23 protein-coding genes and 1 tRNA gene are annotated in these 24415 nt (G+C 40.5%); 13 read left to right on the forward strand and 11 right to left on the reverse strand.

Annotated features, from left to right (window positions below; all coding sequences use genetic code 11):
* Window positions 1–3 precede the first annotated feature (3 nt).
* From FTT98_RS01810 to metK, 5 genes are all read right to left on the reverse strand, one after another.
* Window positions 4–1215, reverse strand: a complete 1212-nt coding sequence (locus FTT98_RS01810; protein ID WP_180176927.1) for a YeeE/YedE family protein — start codon at window positions 1213–1215, stop codon at window positions 4–6.
* 135 nt (window positions 1216–1350) lie between these two features.
* On the reverse strand, window positions 1351–2052 hold the full coding sequence (locus FTT98_RS01815; RefSeq protein ID WP_168377647.1) for a VIT family protein: 702 nt from the start codon (window positions 2050–2052) through the stop codon (window positions 1351–1353).
* A 146-nt stretch (window positions 2053–2198) separates the two neighbouring features.
* Window positions 2199–2543 carry a hypothetical protein gene (locus FTT98_RS01820; RefSeq protein WP_078188782.1) on the reverse strand — a complete coding sequence of 115 codons (345 nt, stop codon included), beginning with the start codon at window positions 2541–2543 and terminating at the stop codon, window positions 2199–2201.
* A gap of 151 nt (window positions 2544–2694) precedes the next feature.
* The gene (locus FTT98_RS01825) at window positions 2695–3135 is read right to left on the reverse strand and encodes an SMI1/KNR4 family protein (protein ID WP_180022259.1); all 441 of its coding nucleotides are present in this window, start codon (window positions 3133–3135) and stop codon (window positions 2695–2697) included.
* 207 nt (window positions 3136–3342) lie between these two features.
* On the reverse strand, window positions 3343–4509 hold the full coding sequence (gene metK / locus FTT98_RS01830) for a methionine adenosyltransferase (protein WP_078188779.1): 1167 nt from the start codon (window positions 4507–4509) through the stop codon (window positions 3343–3345).
* Between the two features lie 444 nt (window positions 4510–4953).
* Between metK and FTT98_RS01835 the strand changes: the two genes are divergently transcribed.
* From FTT98_RS01835 to FTT98_RS01850, 4 genes are all read left to right on the forward strand, one after another.
* The gene (locus FTT98_RS01835) at window positions 4954–5379 is read left to right on the forward strand and encodes a pilin (protein ID WP_180003834.1); all 426 of its coding nucleotides are present in this window, start codon (window positions 4954–4956) and stop codon (window positions 5377–5379) included.
* 459 nt (window positions 5380–5838) lie between these two features.
* Window positions 5839–7827, forward strand: coding sequence for a transketolase (gene tkt, locus FTT98_RS01840; protein WP_180176928.1), 1989 nt, complete (start codon window positions 5839–5841; stop codon window positions 7825–7827).
* Between the two features lie 182 nt (window positions 7828–8009).
* Window positions 8010–8225, forward strand: coding sequence for a hypothetical protein (locus tag FTT98_RS01845; protein WP_180114028.1), 216 nt, complete (start codon window positions 8010–8012; stop codon window positions 8223–8225).
* Window positions 8226–8430: 205 nt separating this feature from the next.
* Window positions 8431–8874, forward strand: coding sequence for a GNAT family N-acetyltransferase (locus FTT98_RS01850; protein WP_373685110.1), 444 nt, complete (start codon window positions 8431–8433; stop codon window positions 8872–8874).
* Window positions 8875–8926: 52 nt separating this feature from the next.
* Here FTT98_RS01850 and FTT98_RS18035 read toward each other — a convergent pair whose 3' ends face one another.
* Window positions 8927–9442, reverse strand: coding sequence for a nuclear transport factor 2 family protein (locus FTT98_RS18035; protein WP_252725773.1), 516 nt, complete (start codon window positions 9440–9442; stop codon window positions 8927–8929).
* A gap of 293 nt (window positions 9443–9735) precedes the next feature.
* On the opposite strand from FTT98_RS18035, the gene FTT98_RS01860 reads away from it, so the two are divergent.
* Window positions 9736–10332, forward strand: coding sequence for a YceI family protein (locus FTT98_RS01860; RefSeq protein WP_078188771.1), 597 nt, complete (start codon window positions 9736–9738; stop codon window positions 10330–10332).
* A gap of 81 nt (window positions 10333–10413) precedes the next feature.
* On the opposite strand, the gene FTT98_RS01865 is transcribed toward FTT98_RS01860, so the two are convergent.
* Entirely contained in the window at window positions 10414–11043 is a 630-nt protein-coding gene (locus tag FTT98_RS01865) for a LysE family transporter (protein WP_180010148.1), read from the reverse strand.
* Window positions 11044–11109: 66 nt separating this feature from the next.
* Window positions 11110–11817: a glutamine amidotransferase gene (locus tag FTT98_RS01870; protein ID WP_180040058.1), complete on the reverse strand. Its 708-nt coding sequence runs from the start codon at window positions 11815–11817 to the stop codon at window positions 11110–11112.
* 420 nt (window positions 11818–12237) lie between these two features.
* Here FTT98_RS01870 and FTT98_RS01875 point away from each other — a divergent pair, with 420 nt between their 5' ends.
* Window positions 12238–12513, forward strand: coding sequence for a hypothetical protein (locus FTT98_RS01875; protein ID WP_078193570.1), 276 nt, complete (start codon window positions 12238–12240; stop codon window positions 12511–12513).
* An 86-nt stretch (window positions 12514–12599) separates the two neighbouring features.
* On the opposite strand, the gene FTT98_RS01880 is transcribed toward FTT98_RS01875, so the two are convergent.
* The 3 genes from FTT98_RS01880 to cysS all read right to left on the reverse strand — a co-directional run bounded on the left by FTT98_RS01880 (window position 12600) and on the right by cysS (window position 16847).
* Complete coding sequence (locus FTT98_RS01880; RefSeq protein ID WP_180040056.1) at window positions 12600–14699, reverse strand: TonB-dependent siderophore receptor; 2100 nt, start codon at window positions 14697–14699, stop codon at window positions 12600–12602.
* A gap of 588 nt (window positions 14700–15287) precedes the next feature.
* Window positions 15288–15363 (reverse strand) — tRNA-Gly (locus tag FTT98_RS01885).
* Window positions 15364–15425: 62 nt separating this feature from the next.
* A complete protein-coding gene (cysS, locus tag FTT98_RS01890) occupies window positions 15426–16847 on the reverse strand; it encodes a cysteine--tRNA ligase (protein ID WP_180040054.1) in 1422 nt (473 codons plus the stop codon).
* A 355-nt stretch (window positions 16848–17202) separates the two neighbouring features.
* Here cysS and FTT98_RS01895 point away from each other — a divergent pair, with 355 nt between their 5' ends.
* From FTT98_RS01895 to FTT98_RS01925, 7 genes are all read left to right on the forward strand, one after another.
* Window positions 17203–18180, forward strand: coding sequence for an SIS domain-containing protein (locus FTT98_RS01895; RefSeq protein ID WP_168377848.1), 978 nt, complete (start codon window positions 17203–17205; stop codon window positions 18178–18180).
* A 4-nt stretch (window positions 18181–18184) separates the two neighbouring features.
* Window positions 18185–18724 carry an HAD family hydrolase gene (locus FTT98_RS01900; protein WP_078188762.1) on the forward strand — a complete coding sequence of 180 codons (540 nt, stop codon included), beginning with the start codon at window positions 18185–18187 and terminating at the stop codon, window positions 18722–18724.
* Window positions 18725–18759: 35 nt separating this feature from the next.
* Complete coding sequence (gene lptC, locus FTT98_RS01905) at window positions 18760–19302, forward strand: LPS export ABC transporter periplasmic protein LptC (RefSeq protein ID WP_180040052.1); 543 nt, start codon at window positions 18760–18762, stop codon at window positions 19300–19302.
* A complete protein-coding gene (lptA, locus tag FTT98_RS01910) occupies window positions 19292–19858 on the forward strand; it encodes a lipopolysaccharide transport periplasmic protein LptA (RefSeq protein ID WP_111883783.1) in 567 nt (188 codons plus the stop codon). The genes lptC and lptA overlap by 11 nt, the downstream gene beginning before the upstream one ends.
* Window positions 19858–20601 carry an LPS export ABC transporter ATP-binding protein gene (gene lptB, locus FTT98_RS01915; RefSeq protein ID WP_180176929.1) on the forward strand — a complete coding sequence of 248 codons (744 nt, stop codon included), beginning with the start codon at window positions 19858–19860 and terminating at the stop codon, window positions 20599–20601. The genes lptA and lptB overlap by 1 nt, the downstream gene beginning before the upstream one ends.
* 166 nt (window positions 20602–20767) lie before the next feature.
* Window positions 20768–22291, forward strand: a complete 1524-nt coding sequence (locus tag FTT98_RS01920; RefSeq protein WP_180040100.1) for a TolC family protein — start codon at window positions 20768–20770, stop codon at window positions 22289–22291.
* A complete protein-coding gene (locus FTT98_RS01925) occupies window positions 22288–24414 on the forward strand; it encodes a type I secretion system permease/ATPase (RefSeq protein WP_078193563.1) in 2127 nt (708 codons plus the stop codon). The genes FTT98_RS01920 and FTT98_RS01925 overlap by 4 nt, the downstream gene beginning before the upstream one ends.
* Window position 24415: the final 1 nt, after the last annotated feature.

Here is a 24415-nt window from a genome sequence, read left to right on the forward strand (position 1 = left end):
AAATTAGCAGCCTGTTAGTTTTTCCGGTTGTGGACGTTCGCCAGGGAAGAAGATTGGACGTAATTTGACGCCGATACCGTTCCCAATGAAGGCAAATACTAACCATAACCAGCCGTGTAAACTACCTGAAGCGATACCACTGAAATATGCACCAATGTTACAGCCGTATGCTAAACGTGCGCCATAACCCAACATCAAACCACCGATCACAGCCGCTAGCAGTGAACGTTTTGGGATATTAAAGTTCGGTGCAAATTTGCCTGCTAGGCTCGCTGCGAGTAAAGCTCCGAGCATGATGCCGAAATTCATCATTGACGTGATATCAAACCATAATGACTCGGTCAGTGCTTTAGCATTTGCAGGTTGCTGCCAATATGCCCAAGATGCGACATCGATCCCCATGACACTTGCTGATTTTGCGGCCCAAACGGCTAAGGCAGAGGTCACGCCCCAAGGACGGCCTGCAAGTGCGAGTGTGGCAAAGTTCAGTAAAGTCAGGATAATTCCGCCCCAAACCAATGGCCATGGACCACGTAGAAAACGTTTCCAGCCGTGTTGCTTGGCTTGCGGTTCAACTTCAAGCTGACCATGGCGTTTCTTTTCAAAGTAAATTGTTGCTGCGGCAATCATTGCAAAGAGCACAAAGTTTAAAATCAGTGCAGGGACTACACCAAAGCTTTTGACTAAAGAAATCGGCTCAAAGTGGGGAAGGTCAAACCACCATTGAATATGTGAAGTTGCAATCAATGAACCTGTACAGAAGAAGATCAGCGTTACAATCATACGTGCACTACCTGCGCCCACAGTGTACAGGGTGCCTGATGCACAGCCGCCGCCAAGTTGCATACCAATACCAAAAATAAAGGCACCGATCATCACGGACATTGAAACAGGATTAACGTTACCTTTGACTGGGTTGCCAAATAATTCACCCGCACCTAAGGCAGGGAAAAAAAGTAATACAGCCAAAGCCAACATGATCATTTGTGCACGCAAGCCACGACCACGACGCTCTTTAATAAAGACACGCCAACTCGAGGTAAAACCAAAAGAAGCATGATAAAGCGTCATACCCAAAGCACCACCAATTAAAAATAGCAATGCTTGGTTAACGCCCGCAACCAGATAAGCACCAAGGGTGCCTAAAATTAATAAAACAAAAGCCACCCAAATCGATACATTGGATCGATTGGCTGGCGCAGCAATTACAGACATGGAGAAAAAAGCTTAAAAAATGTAGCTCTATTTTACGGTTTTTATATATTGTAAAAATGAATATTGTTGAAAAATCACACAATCATTGCTGCGTATAAATGATTTAACATATATGAAAAACTGATAAAGCGAGCGTTAAACTGGATTTACATTAAATAAAGAACCAATCCAACTAGAAAAAAGCATGGCTGCAATGCCCCAAAGCGCAACACGTAGGCTGCCTTTCAACATAGAAGTGCCTGCTGCATAACTGGCTAAGGCACCGAGGAGTGCTAGGGAAATCACGCCAACGGCCATAACGGTTTTTTCAATATGCATGTTAGCACTGATCAAAATCGCAACCATCGGAAATAGTGCACCAATTGAAAATGCTAAAGCCGATGAGAGTGCTGCTTGAACGGGTTTTGCTGCGGTATTGTCATGGATTCCAATTTCATCTCGCGCATGGGCTTCTAGTGCATCATGGGCCGTCAATTGGACTGCAACTTCATGGGCTAGGGTTGGCTCTAACCCACGATTTACATAAATTTGAGTCAGCTCTTTAAGCTCCATTTCTGGGTTACGTTGTAATTCTTTATGCTCCATGTGAAGATCTGCTTTTTCGACGTCTTCTTGAGATTTCACAGAGATATATTCGCCCGCAGCCATAGAGGTTGCACCAGAGATGAGTCCTGCAATACAGGTAATGAGTAAGGTATGGCTAGAAGCACCACTTGCGGCCATGCCCATAATTAAACTGGTGACGGAAATAATGCCATCATTTGCACCGAGTACAGATGCACGTAGCCAACCAGTACGTTCCATAAAATGTTTTTCGGTATGATGTGAATAAGACATTCTTTTCTCTAAATTTGTTATATATATGACGTCATAAGATTGACCTGACGTCAGTTAAATTTCAAGTTAAAAATGGATTGAAACAACACGCTGAACAAAAGACAAATATAAAAAAAGCACCCGAAGGTGCTTTTTTTAAAGAATGCTTATTGTTGAGCTTTTTCTTTCACGTTTGCTGCACCTTGCTCAACAGCACCTGCTGTTGCAGCAGTCGCGTCTTTAGCTGCTTCTTTTGCATTGTGTGCAGCAGCTTCAGCATTTTCTGCTGCATTATCAGCTGCTGTCGCAGTTGCAGTTGCAGCATTATCTACAGCAGTAGCTGTCGCAGTTGCTGCTTCTGAAGTTGCATCAGCAATGTCATGGCCTGCTTGGTCAGCAGCGTTTTCTAGGTGTTCACCAGTTGTTGCACCTGTTTCTGGCGCTTTGTCTTTATTACAGCCAACAAGTGCAACAGTTGCAGCCAAACCTAAAGCAACAAGTAATTTATTCATTTTGATCTTTCCTTTTTTTGTTATGCCCGTAGCATGGGCTGAATTTATATTAGCTGAAAAAATATTCAAAAATCGATCAAAAATTGTTGATTTAGTGTAATTTTATCCAGCATATTTTGTAGTTTAAAAGCCTTTATATCTACTTATAGCGTTAAGGGTTTTGTCTAAATAATTCTTCAATTGAAGTCACAAGTAGATAGATAAATTCACTGTCTTCATGGCGCCATAAATATATTTCTTCCCCCAATTGTGTATCGTCTACCGTACGCATCAATAAATAATCGCCATCACCGTTATGTGCAATGGCAATGCTGTTTTCAGGGAAGTCTTCAATTTTACTTATAGTTTGATGTTCTGCGGCTAGATGATTCGTTGTGCGTTTTATTCTTTTCACATCGCTGGTGTCCTGGAAGGGGAAGAGCCACCATGCTTCGATATCATCACCATCTTCAAATTCATCCGCACTAGAAAAGCTAATGCCGAATTCGCCACCATTTTCAATTTGCATTTTGGCTTTATATTTTTCTGGAAACTTAAATCCTAATTGTTCTTCAGTTGCAGTAATAAATTTTAAGTCTAATGGAAAGGGCATGATATTGTTCTTAAATTATTTTGGTGTTTTATGAATAAGCTAGGCGTAAATTTTAGTCAATATTTTTTACACTCGTTATTTTTATCCTAGATGTTTTAGTTATGGACATATGGGGCATAAAAAAGCCTGCAATTAATGCAGGCTTTTTTGAGAAATTAATCTATTAAGATTAAAGACCAGCAGATTTGAGAAATTAATCTATTAAGATTAAAGACCAGCAGATGCTTTAAGCGCTTCCACTTTGTCAGTTTTTTCCCATGTGAATGCGGTATCAGAACCTTCACGACCAAAGTGACCATACGCAGCAGTTTGTTGGTACATCGGTTGGATCAAGTTCAACATACGAGTAATACCGTATGGACGTAAGTCAAAGTGTTCACGTACAAGTGCAATAATCAAATCTTCAGATACTTTTGCAGTATTGAATGTGTTGATCGAGATAGATGTTGGTTCTGCAACACCAATCGCATAAGACACTTGAATTTCACATTTGTCAGCTAGACCAGCAGCCACAATGTTTTTAGCAACATAACGACCTGCATAAGCAGCAGAACGGTCAACTTTTGATGGATCTTTACCAGAGAACGCACCACCACCGTGACGAGCCATACCACCGTAAGTATCTACAATGATTTTACGGCCTGTTAAACCACAGTCACCTACAGGGCCGCCAATCACGAACATACCTGTTGGGTTGATGTGGAATTTAGTGTCTGCATGGAACATTTCAGCAGGAATCACTTTTTTCACAATTTCTTCAATTACCGCTTCTTTCAATTGAGCTTGAGTAATTTTTGGATCGTGCTGAGTTGAAAGTACAACTGCGTCTAAGCGAACTGGCATGCCATTTTCATAAGCAAATGTTACTTGGCTTTTTGCATCAGGACGTAACCAAGCAAGTTTGCCTTGTTTACGTAGTTCAGCTTGTTTTTCCATTAAGCGATGCGCATATGAAATCGGTGCTGGCATAAGCACATCAGTTTCACGGCTTGCATAACCAAACATTAAACCTTGGTCGCCCGCACCTTGATCTTCTGGTTTTTGACGGTCAACACCCTGAGCAATTTCAGGTGATTGTTTACCGATCATGTTGATCACGGCACAAGTTGAACCATCAAAGCCAAGATCTGAATGGTGGTAACCAATGCCATTTACGGTGTTACGAACAATCGCTTCAAAGTCAACATTTGCAGTTGTTGTGATTTCACCGGCAAGTACAACCGCACCCGTTTTTACAAGCGTTTCACAAGCAACCCGTGCATATGGGTCTTCTTTTAAGATTGCATCCAAAATAGCATCACTGATTTGGTCAGCCATTTTATCCGGATGGCCTTCGCTTACAGATTCCGAGGTAAATACAGCGTACTCGCGCATAAGTCCTATCACAGTTAAATTTAAAGACGCAATATGTTACATCGAGAAAGCGTTTAGGACTAGCTCAACATGACCAAATTGGATGAAATTAATTCATTTCAATGACTTTTTAATTGATATAGGCATCTAAAAAATTGATATGAGCTATGGATTTCTCAATTTAAATTTTTATGATGAGATAAAACAGAGATATTGGGCTTTGGTACGAGTAACAATGTGATTAGGCGTTAAAATGCCTAAATTGGCTTTTTAAGTGAATCAATTATTAGAAAAAATCAAATCAATATCCTGAGATTTATCAATAATGAATGTCATGAACTGCCAGAATGTGACTGTAAACGACAATTATTCGTTTAATTTGAAAAATAAAACACAATAAGTGCGGGCTTTTGAGACTTGGTACGCAAATTGCCTATTTGTCATTACGTTGAATGGGGAAACGTAATGAAACAGTCTGGTTTTACACTCATTGAAATTATGATCGTGGTGGCAATCATCGGTATTTTGGCTGCAATTGCTACTGTATCTTACAATGGCTATGTCGCTCGGGCGCAAGTGGCTGAAGTATTAACAATGATTTCACCCTATAAATTAAAACTGATTGAAAATTATTCAGTGGAGCAAAGCTGTGTAGATTTGAATACAGCGTTGAATGAAAGTATCAGTACCAAGTATATTGCGAGTAGTGAAATTACTGATGTGGCAGGAACGTGTTCAGTGGTTTTTACCTTTAAATCAACAGATGTCAATTTTGCTCTTCGCTCAAAGCAGATCTATTTTAGTATTCCAGATGGTTTAAATGGTGCTTGGAATTGTCAATCGGATGATATTTCGCAGCGAAATTTACCTGCTACATGTCGTGGTATATAAATATTGAATGTGAAACCGTGAGTATATTGGATAAGTGCTGATTTCAAAGGGATGAGTTTGCTGTTTGAGTTACCCAAACCGTAGAGGGTGTATTTTATATGAAATCAAATTTCAAATGGTCATTTATCTGGATCGGCTTTGGCTGCTATTTATATTCACGATTTCCATTCGATGTAGCGGACTTTTATCAGTTATGAAGCGGTTGCTTTCTCTGCCAAACTCTAAATATGCATTGCGCTGTCATTGATTCGCCATATAAAAGCGTCACTGTATACAAAATAAACGACATGCATAGGCTTGAAATTGAGCAATAAGCGCCCAAAATACAGGTGGTGCAGGAATAATTAGCGAAAATTTGCCCCTGAGGCTTTACCCATTCCGCTTTTTTTAAGACAATATGCGCATCTTTGAATTCTTATTCATCTTACTCTTTTAAACCATTTGTTTGGACTCTGACCTATGACAACCCCGCTTAACGAACGTCGTATTGCAAACGCAATTCGTGTATTGGCAATGGATGCTGTGCAAAAAGCAAATTCAGGACATCCAGGTGCTCCAATGGGGATGGCAGATATTGCTGATGTGGTATGGCGTGAATTCCTCAACCACAACCCTGCAAACCCACAATGGGCAAACCGTGACCGTTTCGTATTGTCAAACGGCCATGGCTCTATGTTGCAATATGCGTTATTGCACTTAACAGGTTATGACCTGTCTATTGAAGATTTGAAATCTTTCCGTCAATTGCATTCTAAAACTCCAGGCCACCCAGAATTGGGTTATGCACCGGGTATCGAAACAACCACGGGTCCATTGGGTCAAGGTATTGCAAACGCTGTAGGTTTTGCACTAGCTGAAAAAACTTTAGCGGCTCAATTCAACAAAGAAGACATCAAAGTTGTAGATCACAACACATACTGCTTCTTGGGCGACGGCTGTTTAATGGAAGGTGTTTCTCACGAAGCATGTTCATTGGCAGGTACTTTGGGTCTGGGTAAATTAGTTGTTTACTACGATGACAACGGCATCTCAATTGATGGTGAAGTAGAAGGCTGGTTCTCTGACGACACAGAACAGCGTTTCTTGGCATACGGCTGGCAAGTGCTTAAAGTTGATGGTCATGATGCAGATGCAATCCGTGCGGCAACTGTTGAAGCAAAAGCTGAAACTACCAAACCAACCTTAATTATCTGTAAAACCATTATTGGTTTAGGTTCACCAAATAAACAAGGTAAAGAAGATTGCCACGGTGCGCCGCTTGGTAATGATGAAATCGCTTTAACTCGTGAAGCTTTGGGCTGGGCAGAAGGTCCATTTGAAATTCCTGCTGATGTTTATGCAGCTTGGGATGCAAAAGCCAAAGGTACTGCTTCTGAATCTGCTTGGAACGACACATTTGCTGCTTATGCTGCTAAATATCCAGCAGAAGCAGCTGAACTAAAACGTCGTCTTTCTGGTGATCTTCCTGCTGACTTCGCAGCAAAAGCGGATGCTTATATTGCTGAAGTAAATGCTAAAGCTGAAACAATCGCTACTCGTAAAGCGAGCCAAAATGCCATTCAAGCATTTGCACCACAGCTTCCAGAAATTCTAGGTGGTTCTGCTGACCTTGCAGGTTCTAACCTGACTTTATGGAAAGGCGCAGAAGGCGTTGAATCTAACCCAGCGGGTAACTACGTTCATTACGGTGTACGTGAATTCGGTATGACTGCAATTGCGAACGGTGTAGCGCTGCATGGCGGTTTCGTTCCTTATGTAGCAACATTCCTGATGTTCATGGAATATGCACGTAATGCAGTACGCATGTCTGCATTGATGAAACAGCGTGTGATTCATGTGTATACACATGACTCAATTGGTCTAGGTGAAGATGGTCCTACACACCAACCTGTAGAGCAAATTGCATCTTTACGTGGTACACCAAATCTAAACACTTGGCGTCCATGTGACACTGTTGAAGCGTCTATTTCTTGGAAATCTGCATTGTTACGTAGCGAAGGCCCTACAGCGTTAATCTTCTCTCGTCAAAACTTGCCATTCCAAACTCGTACAGCAGATCAAATTGCTGACGTAGCGAAAGGCGGTTATGTACTTGCAAAAGAAAAAGGTGAGTTGAAAGCAATCATCATTGCAACAGGTTCAGAAGTTTCATTGGCAATGGATGCTTACGCACAGTTAGAAGGCGTACGTGTGGTTTCTATGCCATGTGCTGAAGAATTCGTAAAACAAGACGCTGCTTACCGTGAAGCGGTTCTTCCAGCTGCGATCCGCGCTCGTGTTGCGGTTGAAGCTGCGCATGTGGATTACTGGTGGAAATTTGTAGGTCTTGACGGCCGTGTAATCGGTATGACGACTTACGGTGAATCTGCTCCAGCAAAAGACTTGTACAAACACTTCGGTATCACAGCTGATGCTGTTGTTGCTGCAGTGAAAGAAATTACCGCTTAATCTGTAAAGATTAACCGTAATAAAGACGCCCCAGAGAAGGGGCGTTTTTTATTGCAGAGATTAAATTTATTTTTAATTGTGAAATAACGATTTGTAACGAATGAATTAAAGCATTGGTTTAAAATTAATTCATTCATGCAGTATTCAGCCACGGGTGCAATGTTGCCCCAAGTGAGGAAACGATGAGCCTTTATGATCAGATAAATGATGAAATTGTACTGATGGATGCTGGTGAACAGAAATGGATAGGCGCGGACTTAGAGCTTGAAGCCATGGTTGCAGTAGAGTTGATGCTGCAAGATTTGCAAGATGACAAAGTGATTAAGATTCGCCGTAAGAACCATGAAAAGCATACAGGTCTAAAACAGGTAGATCGGATCTTGGTTGAAAAGCTATAAGCCGAATGGCCAAAAAGTCCGAATCTTCGGGCTTTTTATTTGCCTATCGTATTTATAAAAAAGATAAGTTTATAAAACAAATAAGAAAACGTCCTTTCAAGACTCATTATTCTTAAAAAAGAGCGCATTAAATAAAGTGTTTTCAACACATGAAGCTTTATTTCAGTTATAAAAATCCAGTGATCATTTAAAAAAGACATTGAACGTGCAAATACAGATTAAAAATTTAACAGAAATATCAAAAAACCAATGGCAGCCGCTTTGGGAGCTGTATTTAAAATTTTATAAAAGTCAGGTGGTAGATGCAATGACCGAGCGAACGTGGCACAGGTTACATGCTGCTGACTGCGAACATATGTATGGCTTTGCAGCTGTGATTGATCATCAAGTGGTTGGGATCGTGCATGTCATTGAACATGAGAGCTGCTGGACATTGCAGCCTTATGCCTATTTGCAGGACTTATATACCCTTGAGGATTATCGCGGGCAGGGCATTGGCAAGGCGCTGATCGCGAAAGTGAAAGAATATTGTGATCAGCGGCAGTGTGACCGTGTGTATTGGCTTACGCATCAGGACAATGAAACTGCGCAAAAGCTGTATGATCAAATCGCGAGAAAAACCGGATTTATCCAATACCGCTGTCATTAACTCAATGTAAAAGGCCATTCCAAATCAACAGCAGCTTTTGCGCATCTCAGTATTAAGCTGAAACTTTAAAGTTTTTAGCCGGGTCAGCATCTTGCTGAATGATCCATTCTCCACCTACGCGGAACGATGAGGCTGAGGCATAGGTATCTTCCATAAATTGGAAAAAGCTGATTAAACCGTTTTGAACTTTGGCTTTAATTGAAAAAGGCGAGGTGAAAGTATTTTTTGCATAGACTGAGGTGTAGGTGAATTGACCAAATACAGCTACAGTTTCATCCTCAGCGATCATATCGGTGATTTGAAAGTCGTCGATATTCCAGTAAGTGCCTACGTTGGCAAAGGTATAAATATAGATGGCTCTGCCTGTGCCAGACCCAGCCCATGGCTCAATTTGTTTCAGTTCTGGGTTGCTGAAGTTTAGGGAAACATACGCTGCGTCTTCGGCTACCAGTAGCTGAGTTGCATTTTCGACGAGTTCTTTTGAAGTATTCATAAGAAATGCCAAAACGACATCTTTGGGCGTTTTAGTATTTAAGGCTTTTTCAATAGCCAGCGATTGTTCTGTCATTTTTGGGTACTCAGATTTTTATGATGTCTAAAAATCTTAAGTGGATTTGTTTAGAAAACCTACGACTCAGATAGGTTGATGTTTCCTAAATTTAGGATAAATAACTCATGGATCAATTAAATTATTAATTATTTGAAATATATGGGAAATTTAATAATTGAGAGTGGTTGTAGATGCTGCTACAGATTTTACAAAACTATCGTTCTAAACATGCAACAAAACGTTTTATCTTTAAAGCTGTAATACGGTTAAAAACCTATAGACTTAATAGTATTCGATAGTGAGATAAAAACATGAACTTTAAAGCATTAACAATCGGTTTGGCGGTAGCATCAGTTACAACAATTTCTATGGCAAAACCTGTTGCCTATCAAATTGATCCTACTCATACAGCAACAGTATTTACTTGGAATCATTTTGGTTTCTCAACGCCTTCTGCAAACTTTAGTGACATTCAAGGGACAATTAATGTCGATAATGCAAAACCTGCAAATTCGTCTGTGAATGTGACGATTCCATTATCAAGCTTAAATACCAATGTCAAAGCATTAGATGATCATTTAAAAACAGCTGATTTCTTTGATGCTGAAAAATATCCAAATATCACGTTTAAAAGTACAAAAGTTCAAGCGATCAGCAAAACTAAATACAAAATCACGGGTGATTTAACAGTTAAAAATGTGACTAAACCAGTGGTATTGGACGCTGTATTGAACAAGCAAGCCGTTCACCCAATGACTAAGGCGGAAACGATTGGTTTCAATGCAACGACTTCTTTTGATCGTTCAGCATTTGGTGTAGGTGCATATGTACCGAATGTAGGCGACAAAATTACGGTAAATATTACGACTGAAGCGGCTGTGTCTACAGCAAAGGCAGCAGCGAAATAAGATTTAGCTCCCTCAGTTAAGTTAGGAAAGCACCCATTTGGGTGCTTTTTTATGTTTGGCAGATATTTAATTGGTGCTTGATTAATCGCGATTGAGCAGTAATAGGCAGCCAAAACTGATGAAGATTCCACCGGTAATTGCGTCAATTTTTTTACTAAATTTTTGATAGTAATGCGTCATTTTAGGTGCTGAGAATAAGACCGCAACCAATGCAAACCAAATCAAACTTTCAATAAAGACTAAAGCTAATAAAGAGCTTTGATCAAAAATACTGACCTTTGCACTGATTCCAATGGAAAATACACTACTGAAATAAACCAATGCTTTAGGATTGGCCATATTGGTCAAGAAACCTTGGAATAATAGCGTCAAAGGCGATTTTTTCTGTACAGCTTGCTCGGTTGGTTTTGTTATTGTGCCGAGGTCTTTACTCCACGCAGACTTTAATAACTGAGTGCCTAAATATAAAAGATATAGGCCGCCCAAAATCATGAGGCATTGTTGTAACCAAGCCATTTTTTGAAATAGAAAATGTAAGCCACTTATTGCACAAATTGACCAAACCAAGATACTGAGTGAAATACCTAATGCGGCAAATAATGCATGTGATCTGGATTGTCGAATGGCACTTTGAGTGACGAAAAAGAAGTCTGGGCCTGGGCTGATGAGAGCAAAAAAGTGGATGAGCGCAATACTGAGTAAGGGAGTCATTCTAATGGCTTATACGTTTTGAAGTGCAACTGTTATAAGCCATTTAGCTTTAAATTAATAGCTATTTTAAAGCTCAAGCTGTTGTAAAAATTGTTGCAAAATCATGGGAGCAACACGTTCTAAATGAGGTGTATGTTGTTGGCTTTCCATGCGCAAATTTGGAATGTTAATTTGTGCTTTATGTAATTCACATGTATGCCCAATCAGCCATTTTTCCATGGCCTGTGCTTCTGCTTCGATGTGAAACTGTAGGGCTAAAATATTGGGCCCACAGCTAAACGCTTGATTCGGGTATATTGTCGAGCTGGCAAGTAGCTTTGCATTTGTAGGTAAATCAAAGGTATCACCATGCCAATGCAGTACAGGCACTTGATCTAACGGCGCTAATATATTGTCAGCAATATTATCAAGCTCTAAGGCACTCCAACCGATTTCTTTGCTATGACCTGGATAAACTTTAGCTCCCAATGCATGTGCAATAAGCTGAGCACCTAAGCAAATGCCTAAAGTCGGTAAGTTGCTCGCTAAACGTACTTTAAGTAAGTCTATTTCTTTTTGTAGGAAAGGGTAGTCATTAGTTTCATAAACTCCGATCGGGCCGCCCAAAATGATGGTAAGCCCTGTATGTTGCATAGCTTTACTGAGGTCATCGATACCAGCTTCGAAGTATCTCACCCGATAACCCAGTTGATAAAATACATCTTCCAATGAACCCAAATCTTCAAATGCAAGGTGTTGAATGACGTAAATGGTTTCGTTTAATGCAGTACTCATAGGGATTTTTCAGGATTAAAATTTCAAAATAGAATGTAGCTTGAATTGTCGGAGATTAAAAAGGAAAACTGTAAATTTTTCACAATTGCGAAAAGAGATAAATATAGAAGTTGGCTTGAAGCATATTGTTTTTTTCTTTGAATGATTAGGTCTGAAAATTGAACTTAGCATTTAAAACCTTTGTACTGTGAAGTAAGGGATTCTCGAAAGGCTTTATTGGCAAAATTTATGAGAAAAAGTGCATGATATTTTGATAAAGCTTTGGTTTAGTATAAAAAAAAGATGAAAAACCAATGGAAAAGCGTTTAGAGATGCGTATGATGAAATCTTCGACAAACAACAGTTCATTTTTCTTTTAATATCATCACATAATTAGATAACTGATTTTAAAAGTAAAAAAATATAAGCCAGGGAACTTGTATGCAGTCAAAACATAATCGAGATGCCAGTCTCTTGCATGCGATACATAAAATTTTATTGAAGGAATGGGACCCGTTAGGGATTCGCCGTATTCCTGCTTTACGTGATGAATATGATGATTATTTGCCCAATATTTTTAAATTAATTCAAGAGGATTCTAGTGAATCAGAAATTTTTGAATATTTATGGTGGGTTGAGCAAAAGGTCTTAGAGAAAAAAGGGCAGAAGGAACATACCCTAAAAATTGCGAAAATGTTGAAGGCAATTGAGCGCTAGTTTGCGGTCGTGTACGCATAAAAAACCGATTCGTTGTCCGTATCGGTTTTTTATTTTAAATCTCTTAGAAGTCTCTTAGAAACGGTTTAGAATTTCTTTTCTAAGGTAAACATAAAGCTTGGAATTGCTTCATTGATACGAGATTGGTATAGCGCGCCAGAACTTTGTTCTTTTAACACTTCTTTATAATCTGAGCTGAGAATATTACGTGCATTCACCGATGCAGACCAATTTTGATCAAAGCGTTTAGTAAAACTCACATCCATATTGACGCGTTCATTGCTGGTGCGATTGTACGGTTCGTTACTCAGCGCACGTGTATATTCAGGGGTATAATTGAGGTTCACACTTGTTGCAATACGCCACGGTTGATAGTTATAAGATAAACCAGCACTTGCGGTATAAGGTGCAACATCACTTGCCAAACGGTCAGAGCCGTCAGTTTCTTCAATTTTTGCACGTACAGTTGAAAGTTGAGCATTCAACATAAATGAATGACCATTCTCCGTTTGCTTCAGTGCATAACGTCCAGCAATTTCCACACCATAAGTAGTTGCACTGTCTTGGTTATATGGACGTTCGACAAAACGGCAATCGGTATTTCCTGCTTCACAACGACCACCTGTAGTATTTTCTGACAGGATCGATTTTTCGATATAGTCATTAATTTCTCGATAATATGCTGTGATATTTACGCCGCCAGCAGAGGTGTTATAACCTAGGGTTGTTTCGTAAGCATTAATAGTTTCAGGTCTTAGGTCAGGATTACCACCACGATCAGGGTTGTTTAGTGTCCCAGCATCACTATCTGTAGAAACTGAAACCGTCGGCATCAATTGATTGCTACGTGGATTTTTAAAAGCCTGACTCAAGTTGGTTTGGAGTGACCATTGGTCATTAAAGTCAAAACGGTGTGCTAATACAGGACTTAAATGCTGATCTTGATAATCCACTAAACCTGAACGATCAATCCACTCTTGGCGTACACCTAGAGTTAAGGTTTGGCGCGGCGTATATTTCCAACTTCCTTCAACATAGGCAGCATACAATTGTTCATCCAAGGTCTCTGCAATATTGCTTTCAAGTTCATTGCTACGTAGATCAGTACCAAATTTTATTTGGCGTTTTGAGTCGAACTTGCGGACACCGTCGTAGCCTAAGCCATATTCATTAATTTGTTCATCAATATATGATTGAGAATTTCTATACTCTGTAAATTCCGTTTCATTTTGCTGCTCGATTGATAAGCGAATTTTGTCGGAATTACCTTGGTCTTTACGCTCATATCGTGTGTTGAGTCGAATGCTGTCATTTTTATCTTTTTGGACTTGGGAGCCACTTGTGCCTTCGCTTTCATTGTTGCGATAAAACATTTCAGCGACCAGTTTTTGTTGATCATCAAGTTGATATTCAACACGTGGGGTCAGCATTTGCGACGTACGATTGGTGATGCGTTTTTGAGTTTTCGTTCCTGTTGCATCTTGTGTACGGGTGAGTGTATCTGAATCATTCCACATTTGGCTCCCAGATAAACTATAGATCCAAGGGTCTGAACGACCATCCATTTGAAAATTTAAATTGGTGCGTTCTTCTTCACGTGTATTTGACTTGGTTAGGCCATAACCAGCACGTACAGATCCACTCAAACGCGTGCCATTCAATGGTTCTTTTAAAATAATATTAATGACTGCAGATGAAGCAACCGAGCCTTGAGCAACGCTGGGTTGCTTGGTGATTTCAAGGCGTTCGATCATTTCCGGTGTAATGCTATCAACAACTGACATGCCGCCGCGAGGACCACCTTGTACAGGTTCACCATTGATTAAAAACACGGGTGCGCCACCACCACGAAAGCGCATGCCGCCAGCACCTGCACCACCACGTGGACCACCGCCAGCACCGGGCAGTTGAAACCCTGCAGCACGGCGCAGCGCATCATTGATTGACTGATCGCCAAATTTCAACATTTCATCACGGCTTATAATAGTTTTTGCGACAGCACTGATATCTGGGTCTTTGGGCTTAGTGCTTGCTGTCGGAACTTCAAATGTTAAAGCTTCCATTTGCTGAACTGCTACAGATTCTTGCGGATTTTGAACAGTATCTGCGGCCCAAATTGATGTTGAGATCGTAAGTAATGCGTAACTTAAGCTGGTCAGTTTGAGTGTAGTGTGCGCGCCGTGCATTATTTGGTTGTCCAAATGTAATTTTGGCAAAGAATAACGGAAAATTATGGAGAAAAATTGAGGAAAATTGGCGAGATGAGCATTTCATCAGATTATTTTTTAACAGGTAGGTGAAAGGTCGTGTGGCAATAGGGGAAGCCTTATTCGTTGGGGGAAAATTAAGGCCTATTAACGTCGCTACAATATAATAAATAACTGAGGTGACGCAGTAGCATCAGAAGCGTACTTTGCTTCAAATAATAAAGATACGCGGTAATGTCATGCGCAATTGTTTGAGACAGGACGACTTCTAATCAAAAATGTTTTTGCGATACGTTGAATAATTTGACGGTAGTGAACGAGTTTTGTTGGTGAGGTGCATTGCACCGCAAGATGGTTTCCTTGCGAAGCTTCGCATCTCATTTTGCCGAATGAAAAACAACGTATCGTATGTGTACCTCCAGCCGAAGGCTAATCTCTTTATTCAATCCCTAAATGCGAAATTACTTTTATGTGCATAACATGAGTAAATAAATCTAAAAATAAGCCGTTGAAGAAAAATTTAGACATAAAAAAACCCTCATCTTTCGATGAGGGTTTTTCGTATTCTGGAGCGGGAAAGGAGACTCGAACTCCCGACCCCAACCTTGGCAAGGTTATGCTCTACCAACTGAGCTATTCCCGCAATGAGGTGAATTATAGAGAATTTCACACAACTGTCAACTCTCTATGCTTCTGTTTGCTCAATTAATCAGCACGGCGCCAAATAGTACCTTGACGAGTATCTTCAAGGACAACACCTTGATCTAACAAAGATTGACGAATTTCATCTGCTTTGGCAAATTCTTTGGCCTTTTTCGCATCTTTACGTTGTTGAATTAAATCTTCAATTTGCTCTTCAGAGAGACCTAGAGCTTCCTGACCAATATCTGATTTTAAGAATTCATCAACATTATGCTGAACCAAACCTAAAATATTGGTTAAGTGACGCAATGTCGAATAATACACAGCCGCTTGTTCAGCATTTTCATCTTTTACGGCACGGTTCAATTCTTTGTTGACTTCAAACAATACCGCAATTGCTTCTGCGGTGTTGAAATCATCACGCATAGCGGCGTTAAAGCGCTCAACTAAAGCATCATCCAAAGTTTCTACGGTTTTTTCACCATAGACTTGCTGATAAGCTTTAAATGAATGATAGAAACGGGAAAGGGTATTTTTCGCTTCTTTTAAAGCAGTGTCAGAGAAGTTTACTGGGCTACGGTAATGTGATGACACAATAAAGAAGCGAATCACTTCAGGGTGGAATTTATCCATCACATCACGAATAGTGAAGAAGTTACCTAAAGACTTCGACATTTTTTCGCCATCGACATTAATAAAGCCGACGTGCATCCAGTAATTAACATACTGTTCGCCAGTAGATGCCTCAGATTGCGCAATTTCATTTTCATGATGTGGGAAAGTTAAGTCTGAACCGCCACCATGAATATCAAAATGGTTACCTAAGCAGCAGGTCGACATCGCTGAACATTCAATATGCCAGCCCGGACGACCATAGCCCCAAGGCGAAGCCCAAGAAGGTTCATTTTCTTTGGCATGTTTCCAAAGCACGAAGTCAAAAGGATGTTTCTTTTCTACTTCTACATCAACACGTTCAGAAGCACCAGCCTGCATGTCGTCAAGTTTACGACCCGAAAGACGACCATATTTGGCAAACTTTTCAACTTCAAAATAAACATCGCCATTTGCAGATGGATATGCTGTACCTTTGTTAACCAAGTTACCAATCATATTCTGCATTTGATCGATATAGTCTGTTGCACGTGGTGCTTCATCAGGTGCTGCACAACCTAAATTGGCAGCATCTTCGTTCATGGCCTTGATAAAGCGATTGGTTAAAGCAGTAATGCTTTCGCCATTTTCATTGGCACGAGCAATGATTTTGTCGTCAATATCGGTAATGTTGCGAACGTATTTAACGTTCCAGCCCTGACTGCGCAGGAAACGGATAATGTAGTCGAATGCAACCATAACTCGAGCATGACCAATATGACAGTAGTCATACACGGTCATTCCACAGACATACATGTCGATATGTCCTTCTTTACGAGGTACGAATTCTACTTTTTTACGTTGCTCTGAGTTATATAGAACAAAAGGTTGCATAGGTCTTCAAATTGTTTCTACCAAAAGATGGCTCATCTTAACCTAAGCATTTTTATTCATAAAGTTAAAACCCAAAAAAGCAGATATTTTTTAATGCTTGATGTCTTTGCGTTGCTAAAAATAGCGTAGAAGGCTCATTGGATTCGGTCTGAATCTCATTCGAGTGCTGAATTCAATTTATCTGTCCGGAAGATAAAAATGAAGAAATGCATCTTTTCTGCATAATTCATGAATTCTTATACATTTGGAAACGTGCTATTTGCATAGATATGATAAAATTGTGAAAATTTTTTATTTTGAAAGTGAGAGCGCACCTCTCACGGCTTAAGGTATAACAACTTTGAATCCACCAAATATGCCGAATCAAGTCGATTTTCAGAAAGTCGCATTAGAAACTTTGCGTATTGAAGAGCATGCTTTACAAGTATTAGCGACTCAAATAGATGATCGTTTTAGCCAAGCCTGCGAAATCATTTTACAGTGCAAAGGGCGTTTAGTGATTACTGGTATGGGTAAATCGGGTCATATCGGTCGTAAAATGGCCGCTACGTTTGCCTCGACCGGTACGCCATCTTTCTTCATGCATCCGGGTGAAGCGGGGCATGGTGATTTGGGCATGTTGGTTAAAGGTGATGTGCTCATTGCAATTTCAAACTCAGGTAAGAGTGATGAAATTATGATGCTCATGCCGTTGATCAAACATTTGGGCATTCCTCTAATTACCATGAGTGGCGACAATAAAGGCCCAATGCCACAAAATGCTGATGTCGCATTGACCTTGGGTAATATTCAAGAAGCATGCCCTTTGGGTCTAGCGCCGACTTCAAGTACCACTGCAACATTAGCCTTAGGTGATGCCCTTGCAGTTGCATTATTGGATGCACGTGGCTTTACCTCAGATGATTTCGCACGTTCTCATCCTGCTGGAGCGTTGGGTAAGCGTTTGTTATTGCATGTAAAACATCTTATGCATACAGGTGAAGACTTACCCAAAGTGTCGCCAGAGACACCAATGAATAAAGTCCTGTACGAAATTTCAAATAAACGTTTGGGTCTCACCACGATCGTCGATGAAAACGATACCTTATTGGGCATTTTTACCGATGGTGATTTACGTCGTTTGATTGATAAACAGCAAGGCTTTGATGTGAATATGAAAGTCTCAGAAGTGATGATTAAAAATCCTTTGACGATTTCACAAGAAGAACGTGCGGTACATGCTTTAGAACGTATGAACGAAAAGAAAATTACACAATTTGTAGTTGTTGATGATGCCAATAAAGTGATTGGGATTATCAGCATGCATGATCTGATTCAGGCTGGGGTAAATTAAGAAAATGGCATCGTATGTATTGCTAGAACAAGCGCGTCACATAGAAGCACTGGTACTGGATGTAGATGGAATTTTAAGTGATGGATTTGTAACGTTGACCAATAGTGGCGATGAAATCAAATCTTTTGATATTCGTGATGGCTTGGGCATGAAGTTAGTGCAAAAAGCGGGTATCAAAGTCATCATTATTACCGGCCGTAAAAGTAATATTGTTGAAAAACGCATGTCTGACTTAGGTGTCGATTTGGTCTTTCAAGGACGTGAAGACAAAGGTGTTGCCTTGACTGAAGCCTGTGCACAGTTTGGTATTGATCCTTCAGATTGCCTATATATGGGTGATGATTGGCCGGATCTTTCAGCCTTTGCTATTGCAGGGATGAAAGTGACCGTACCGAATGGACATTTAGAAGTACGTCGCCGTGCAGATCTTGTTACGCAGGCGATGGGTGGACGTGGTGCTGTTCGTGAAATCTGCGATATGCTTTTAGTTTCTAAAGGTGTATACCAGGAACTACTTGAAAAATATGCAAGTGCACCTTATTAATAAATTGATGCAGTCATTGGATTGAATCTCCGCTTATGGATACTAAAGTTTTATACGTGACAGCTGTGGTCATTGCTGCAGTAAGCGGTGGTTTTTATTATTTCGGTGGAAAGGGTAATAAGCTTCAGGCGGACTCTTCGAAAAGTATGACTTACTCAGCTGAAAACATTAACCTGACGCAGACTGATGAGCAGGGAAAATTGCATATTCGTGCGCAAGTCGATCGACTTGAGCAGGATTTGCAAAAGCAAACGTCTCATTTGGTCAATCTGAAAGCATCGACCTATCAAGATGGTGCTGTCGATGCCACGTTTTTTGCCAAACAAGCCAATGGTATGGACGATAACCAAAAAGTCGTGCTGAGTGACAATGTGGTTGCAACGAAATTGATGCGTGAAGGGCAAATGGAGTTTCGTACTGAGGAACTAACTGCTTTTCCAAAACAGCGTGAAATAGAAACGGACAAGACTGTAACGGTGATTTCACCACAAGCCGAATTTGTCAGCCAAGGTTTAAAAGCAAATTTAAACGGCGGTCAATACGAATTTTTTAATATTCGAGGAAAGTATGAACCATAATTTTAATCGAAAAACTGCAAAAACTTTCCTAAAACGTACAGCGCTACTCGGTTCACTGGCGTTATGTTCAGTTGCAGCTTTTGCTTTGCCTTCAGACCGTAATCAACCGATTTCATTGGTTGCCGATCGTGCAACATTTAATGAAAAAACTGGGATTACGACGTATACCGGTAATGTCATCATTGAACAGGGTTCGATGAAGCTTCAGGCAAACTCAATCGTTGCGAACTTAAACAGCAAAAAAGAGATCAGTACGATTACAGCAACGGGTGGGCCAGCACATTTCCAACAAAAAACTGACCCTGCCAAAGGCTATGCGAAAGGCCAAGCACAGAAAATCGTCTACAATGCTGAAACAGGTATTATCACCATGACGGGTGGTGCTTTGTTGCAACAAGATGGTGCAAGTATTCGTGGTAATAGCTTGAAATACAGTATGAATAAAGGCGATATCGTTGCTGAAGGTACGCCAAATAAATCTGGATCTTCTTCAGGTCGTGTACAAATCGTGATTCCGCCGTCAAGCACTAAGTCCTTCCCAGGAGCACGTGATTAATGGAGCAGACCTCGCAAGTTCAAACTTTATGTATTAAGCATTTAGCCAAAAACTACAGTAAGCGTTGGGTGGTAAAGGATGTGTCCTTTAGCATGCAAAGTGGTCAAATTGTGGGTTTACTTGGTCCAAATGGTGCAGGTAAAACCACAAGCTTCTATATGGTTGTTGGCTTAGTTCGTATGGATAAAGGTGAGATTCATTTAGATGATCTTGATTTGTCTGACTTGGCAATGCATGAGCGCGCACGTAAAGGTATTGGTTATCTACCTCAAGAAGCATCTATTTTTAGAAAATTAACCATTTCTGAAAATATCATGTCGATTTTAGAAACCCGTAAAGATCTAAATAAGCAACAACGTCAGCAACGTTTAACGGAATTGCTTGCTGACTTTAAAATCACACACATCAAAGATTCTCTTGGTATGAGTGTGTCGGGTGGTGAGCGACGCCGTGCGGAAATCGCGCGCGCGTTAGCTGCAGACCCTAAATTTATGTTGCTAGATGAACCTTTTGCAGGGGTCGATCCTATTTCAGTGGGTGATATTAAAGACATTATCCGAACATTGAAAGATCGTGGTATTGGCGTATTAATTACAGATCATAATGTGCGTGAAACCCTTACGATTTGTGAGCATGCTTATATCGTGAGCGAAGGTTCAGTGATTGCAGAAGGTACTCCAGAAGAAGTCCTTGCAGATGAAACGGTACGTAAAGTTTATCTTGGTGATGATTTTATCGTTTAATTGAATAATATAAGAAATTTCCCGTTGAATGGCGCTAGTTTCATTCAGCGGGTTTATGTTATTGTCTGAAATGACAAAAACTGAGCGATTAATCTAAAAAATTAACAAGAATTCAGTATACTTTAAACTAAAAATACGACCTGCAAAAATCATGCGATTACGAAAGATGAATGGTCCAGAAGTTGGGCGTCCGCGTAAAAATAAGTGTAATTTCTTTTGTATATTATTATTACCCTTTTCCATTGGTTCAGTGTATGCAGCAGATACTAGCACTGCACAAAGTACCATTCAAAAGACATTAGATAAGATTTTTTTACCTAATAAGCCTAAACCTTCTGCCGAAAAAATTAACATCACCGAACTCAGTAAATATAATTTAGATACCTCACGTGTCCAAGAAATGCCAGCCGTTGCTTATGGTCGAACACAACAAGGCAGCTATAATCCAAACACAGTAGCGAAGAATCTAAGTTTTATTGATGCGATACATATCGCCGTCCAAAGACGTCCAGAAATCACACAAAGTATTGCTACAGTCGCATCGCAAAACGCTAATATTGACCTAGCGAATGCTGCATATTATCCCCAAATTTCAGGTGGATTGAGCACTGCAGATCTGACTAAAGGCGAGCGTGGACGTCAGTTGGTATCTTTAAATGCGACGCAGATGTTATATGACTTTGGTAAAACCAAAAGTGCTGTCGGTATCGAAGAAGCAAAAATGTTACAAGAGCAGGCTAATGTACTTGTAAATTTAGATGAAGTTTCTTTTGATGTTGCAAATGCCATTATCAACATTAAACGATATCAAGAAGTTGCTAAAATTGCGCAGCAGCAAATTGCCGGTGTGAGTCGGATTGCTGAGATTGCTAATTTACGTGCAACCGCAGGGATCAGTAGTCAAGCAGACCCTATTCAAGCCAAGTCAAATTTAGAAGCTGCGGAATCAAATTTAATTGTGCAAGAAACTCAACTTCGACAGTACCAACAGCGACTTCGTACCTTGTTAGGTTTTGATGTAAGTCAGATCAATTGGGTGATACCCGATCGGATCTTAACTGCAGCGGCTTTATATGAGGATCCGGACTTCAAGATGATTCCGAGCATGATGAAAGCACAGGCTGGAGTTCAAGTTGCCAAACTGCAAAAGCAACAGTCAAAATTAAGTGCTTATCCAACCCTCAATGTCAAAGGCAGTCTGAGTCAGGCGGTGAATGGCCGTAATCCAAATAATGATGAAGATGATGGTTTATATAATTCAATCATGTTGGAAGCCACCAGTAATTTTTACCAAGGTGGTGCAATTGCAGCGCAAACACGTGCCGCAAGCTATGCAGAAGAAGCAGCAAAAGCACAAGTAAATACAGTGTATTTGGATGTGATTGATCAAGTCCGAATGATTCGTGAACAAATCGAAAATAAAAAGCGTCAAATGTCGATATTGGTGCAGCGCCGTGAAACAACGGTAAGAACCAAAGAGCTGTATCAAGAACAATATAAATTAGGCACTCGAACGGTTGTCGATCTACTGAATGCAGAGCAAGCCATACATAGTGCCGCACAAGAAATTGTGACATCGCAATATGATATCTACTCAGCACTTGCACAGTACATCCAAGTGACAGGGCGTTCACGAAATATCTATGAACTTAATAATATATCTATTCAGGGGTTTGAAGTTCAGCCATGAGTAATACAATAAATTATCAACCGTGGCTACAAGCGGTTCTGAATATTGCAAAGCATTATCGAATTGAACCCTCTGAAGAACGTATACGGTTGCAGTTGGATTGGGATCAACACAAAAATGCCGATGAACTGGTCGCAGTTATGGCACGCCAAATTGGATTAAGTGTTCGTAAAAACAAATACGACATAAATCTGCTCAATCCATGGCGCTTACCTGTATTGGTTGAGTTTATCAGTGGTGAAGTGGGTGTGGTAGAACGCATCGACGTAGACGGTAATGCCAGTGTCCAATTGAGCGGAGATGAAGGTTTATCTCAAGTCTTCTCTATTGAACGATTGAGCCATGGCGTTCGCAATATATATATTCTGCGTCCAGAGTCATCTGTACCCGATGCACGTGTTGATGAATACATCAAGCCGTTTGAAAAAAATTGGTTCTGGTCGATCGTTTTAAAAGACTGGAAACGCTACATCGACATTATGTTTGCTTCATTAATGGCAAATATCTTGGCCCTAGCCACCATTTTATTCTCAATGAATGTGTACGACCGTGTCATTCCATCTCAATCTGTGCCGACTTTATGGGTACTTGCGGGTGGGGTGTTAATTGCAGCGATATTTGAGTTTGCATTACGTGTTTCACGAATTTATTTGTCGGATATTATTGGTAAACGTGCCGATTTGAAAATTTCAGATCGTGTATTTGGTCATGCATTAAGAATTAAAAATAGCGAACGCTCAAAATCTACAGGTACTTTTATTTCACAGATTCGTGAATTAGAAGGGGTACGCGAAATGGTCACCTCGACGACTGTTACTGCGATTGCCGACTTACCGTTTTTCTTCTTGTTCCTGTTCATCTTCTGGTTAATTGGCGGCAATCTATTTTGGGTTATGCTGTTGGTGGTTCCTTTGATGATTATTCCAGGGATTTTGGCGCAAAAACCATTGGCTAAACTTGCACAAATGGGTATGCGCGAGTCTTCGATTCGTAATGCCTTATTGGTTGAATCTGTGCAAGGTATGGAGGATATCAAATTACTTCGTGCTGAATCACGTTTCCAAAACCAATGGAACCACATGAATGAAGTGTCTGCTGATGTCAGCATGCGTCAACGTAAAATTGTAGGCTTAATGTCGGCATGGACGCAAAAAATTCAGGGTCTAACGTTTGCAATTGTTGTACTTGTCGGCTGTTTTGCTGTGATGAAAGGTGAAATGACCACAGGTGCTTTGGTGGCTTGTTCGATTTTGTCCTCACGAATGTTAGCACCGATTTCTGCATTGGCAGGGGTATTAGGTCGTTTACAACAGGCAAAAGTGGCAAAAGCCGGTCTGGATGAGCTCATGAAGAAACCTGTCGATCAACCGGATTATTCTCACCTTATTCATCGACCATCAATTAATGGTCATTATGAACTCAATGGTGTGTCATTTAAGTATGGTGAAGATGATCCACGTCCGAGTCTTTTAATTCCAAAACTGGAAATTAAGGCCGGAGAAAAGATCGCAATTTTGGGTCGTAATGGTGCTGGTAAGTCGACGCTTCTTCAGTTGTTATCAGGTATGCAAACGCCTGTACAAGGCAAAGTTAAATTAGATGGGATTGAGCTGTCTTTAATCGACCCCGCAGATGTACGTCGTGATATGGGGCTATTGAACCAAAATGCACAGTTATTCTACGGTACGATTCGTGAAAACTTGACCTTGGGTGCTCCGTTGGCTACGGACGAACAATTGATTGAAGTACTGAAAATTACGGGTGCAATTCACTTTGTTCAAGAGAAAAAAGAAGGGCTAGACCATATTATTTTAGAAGGTGGTGTAGGCTTCTCTGGCGGTCAACGCCAAGCATTGCTGCTTGCACGCTTATTGATTCGTCAACCCAATATTCTATTGCTTGATGAACCTACAGCGGCCATTGATGACGTATCTGAAAAGCAGTTGATCGATCATTTAAAAGGTTATTTACAAAACCGAACTATGGTGGTGGCAACACACCGTCGTGCGGTACTTGAGTTGGTTGACCGCATTATTGTGGTGAACGAAGGTAAAATTGTCATGGATGGGCCTCGTGATCAAATTCTGAATCAGAATGCTCAGAAAAAAGTAGCTGGGGCTTAAA

It is taken from the genome of Acinetobacter sp. YH12039 (assembly GCF_013420015.1).
Lineage (GTDB): Bacteria > Pseudomonadota > Gammaproteobacteria > Pseudomonadales > Moraxellaceae > Acinetobacter > Acinetobacter amyesii.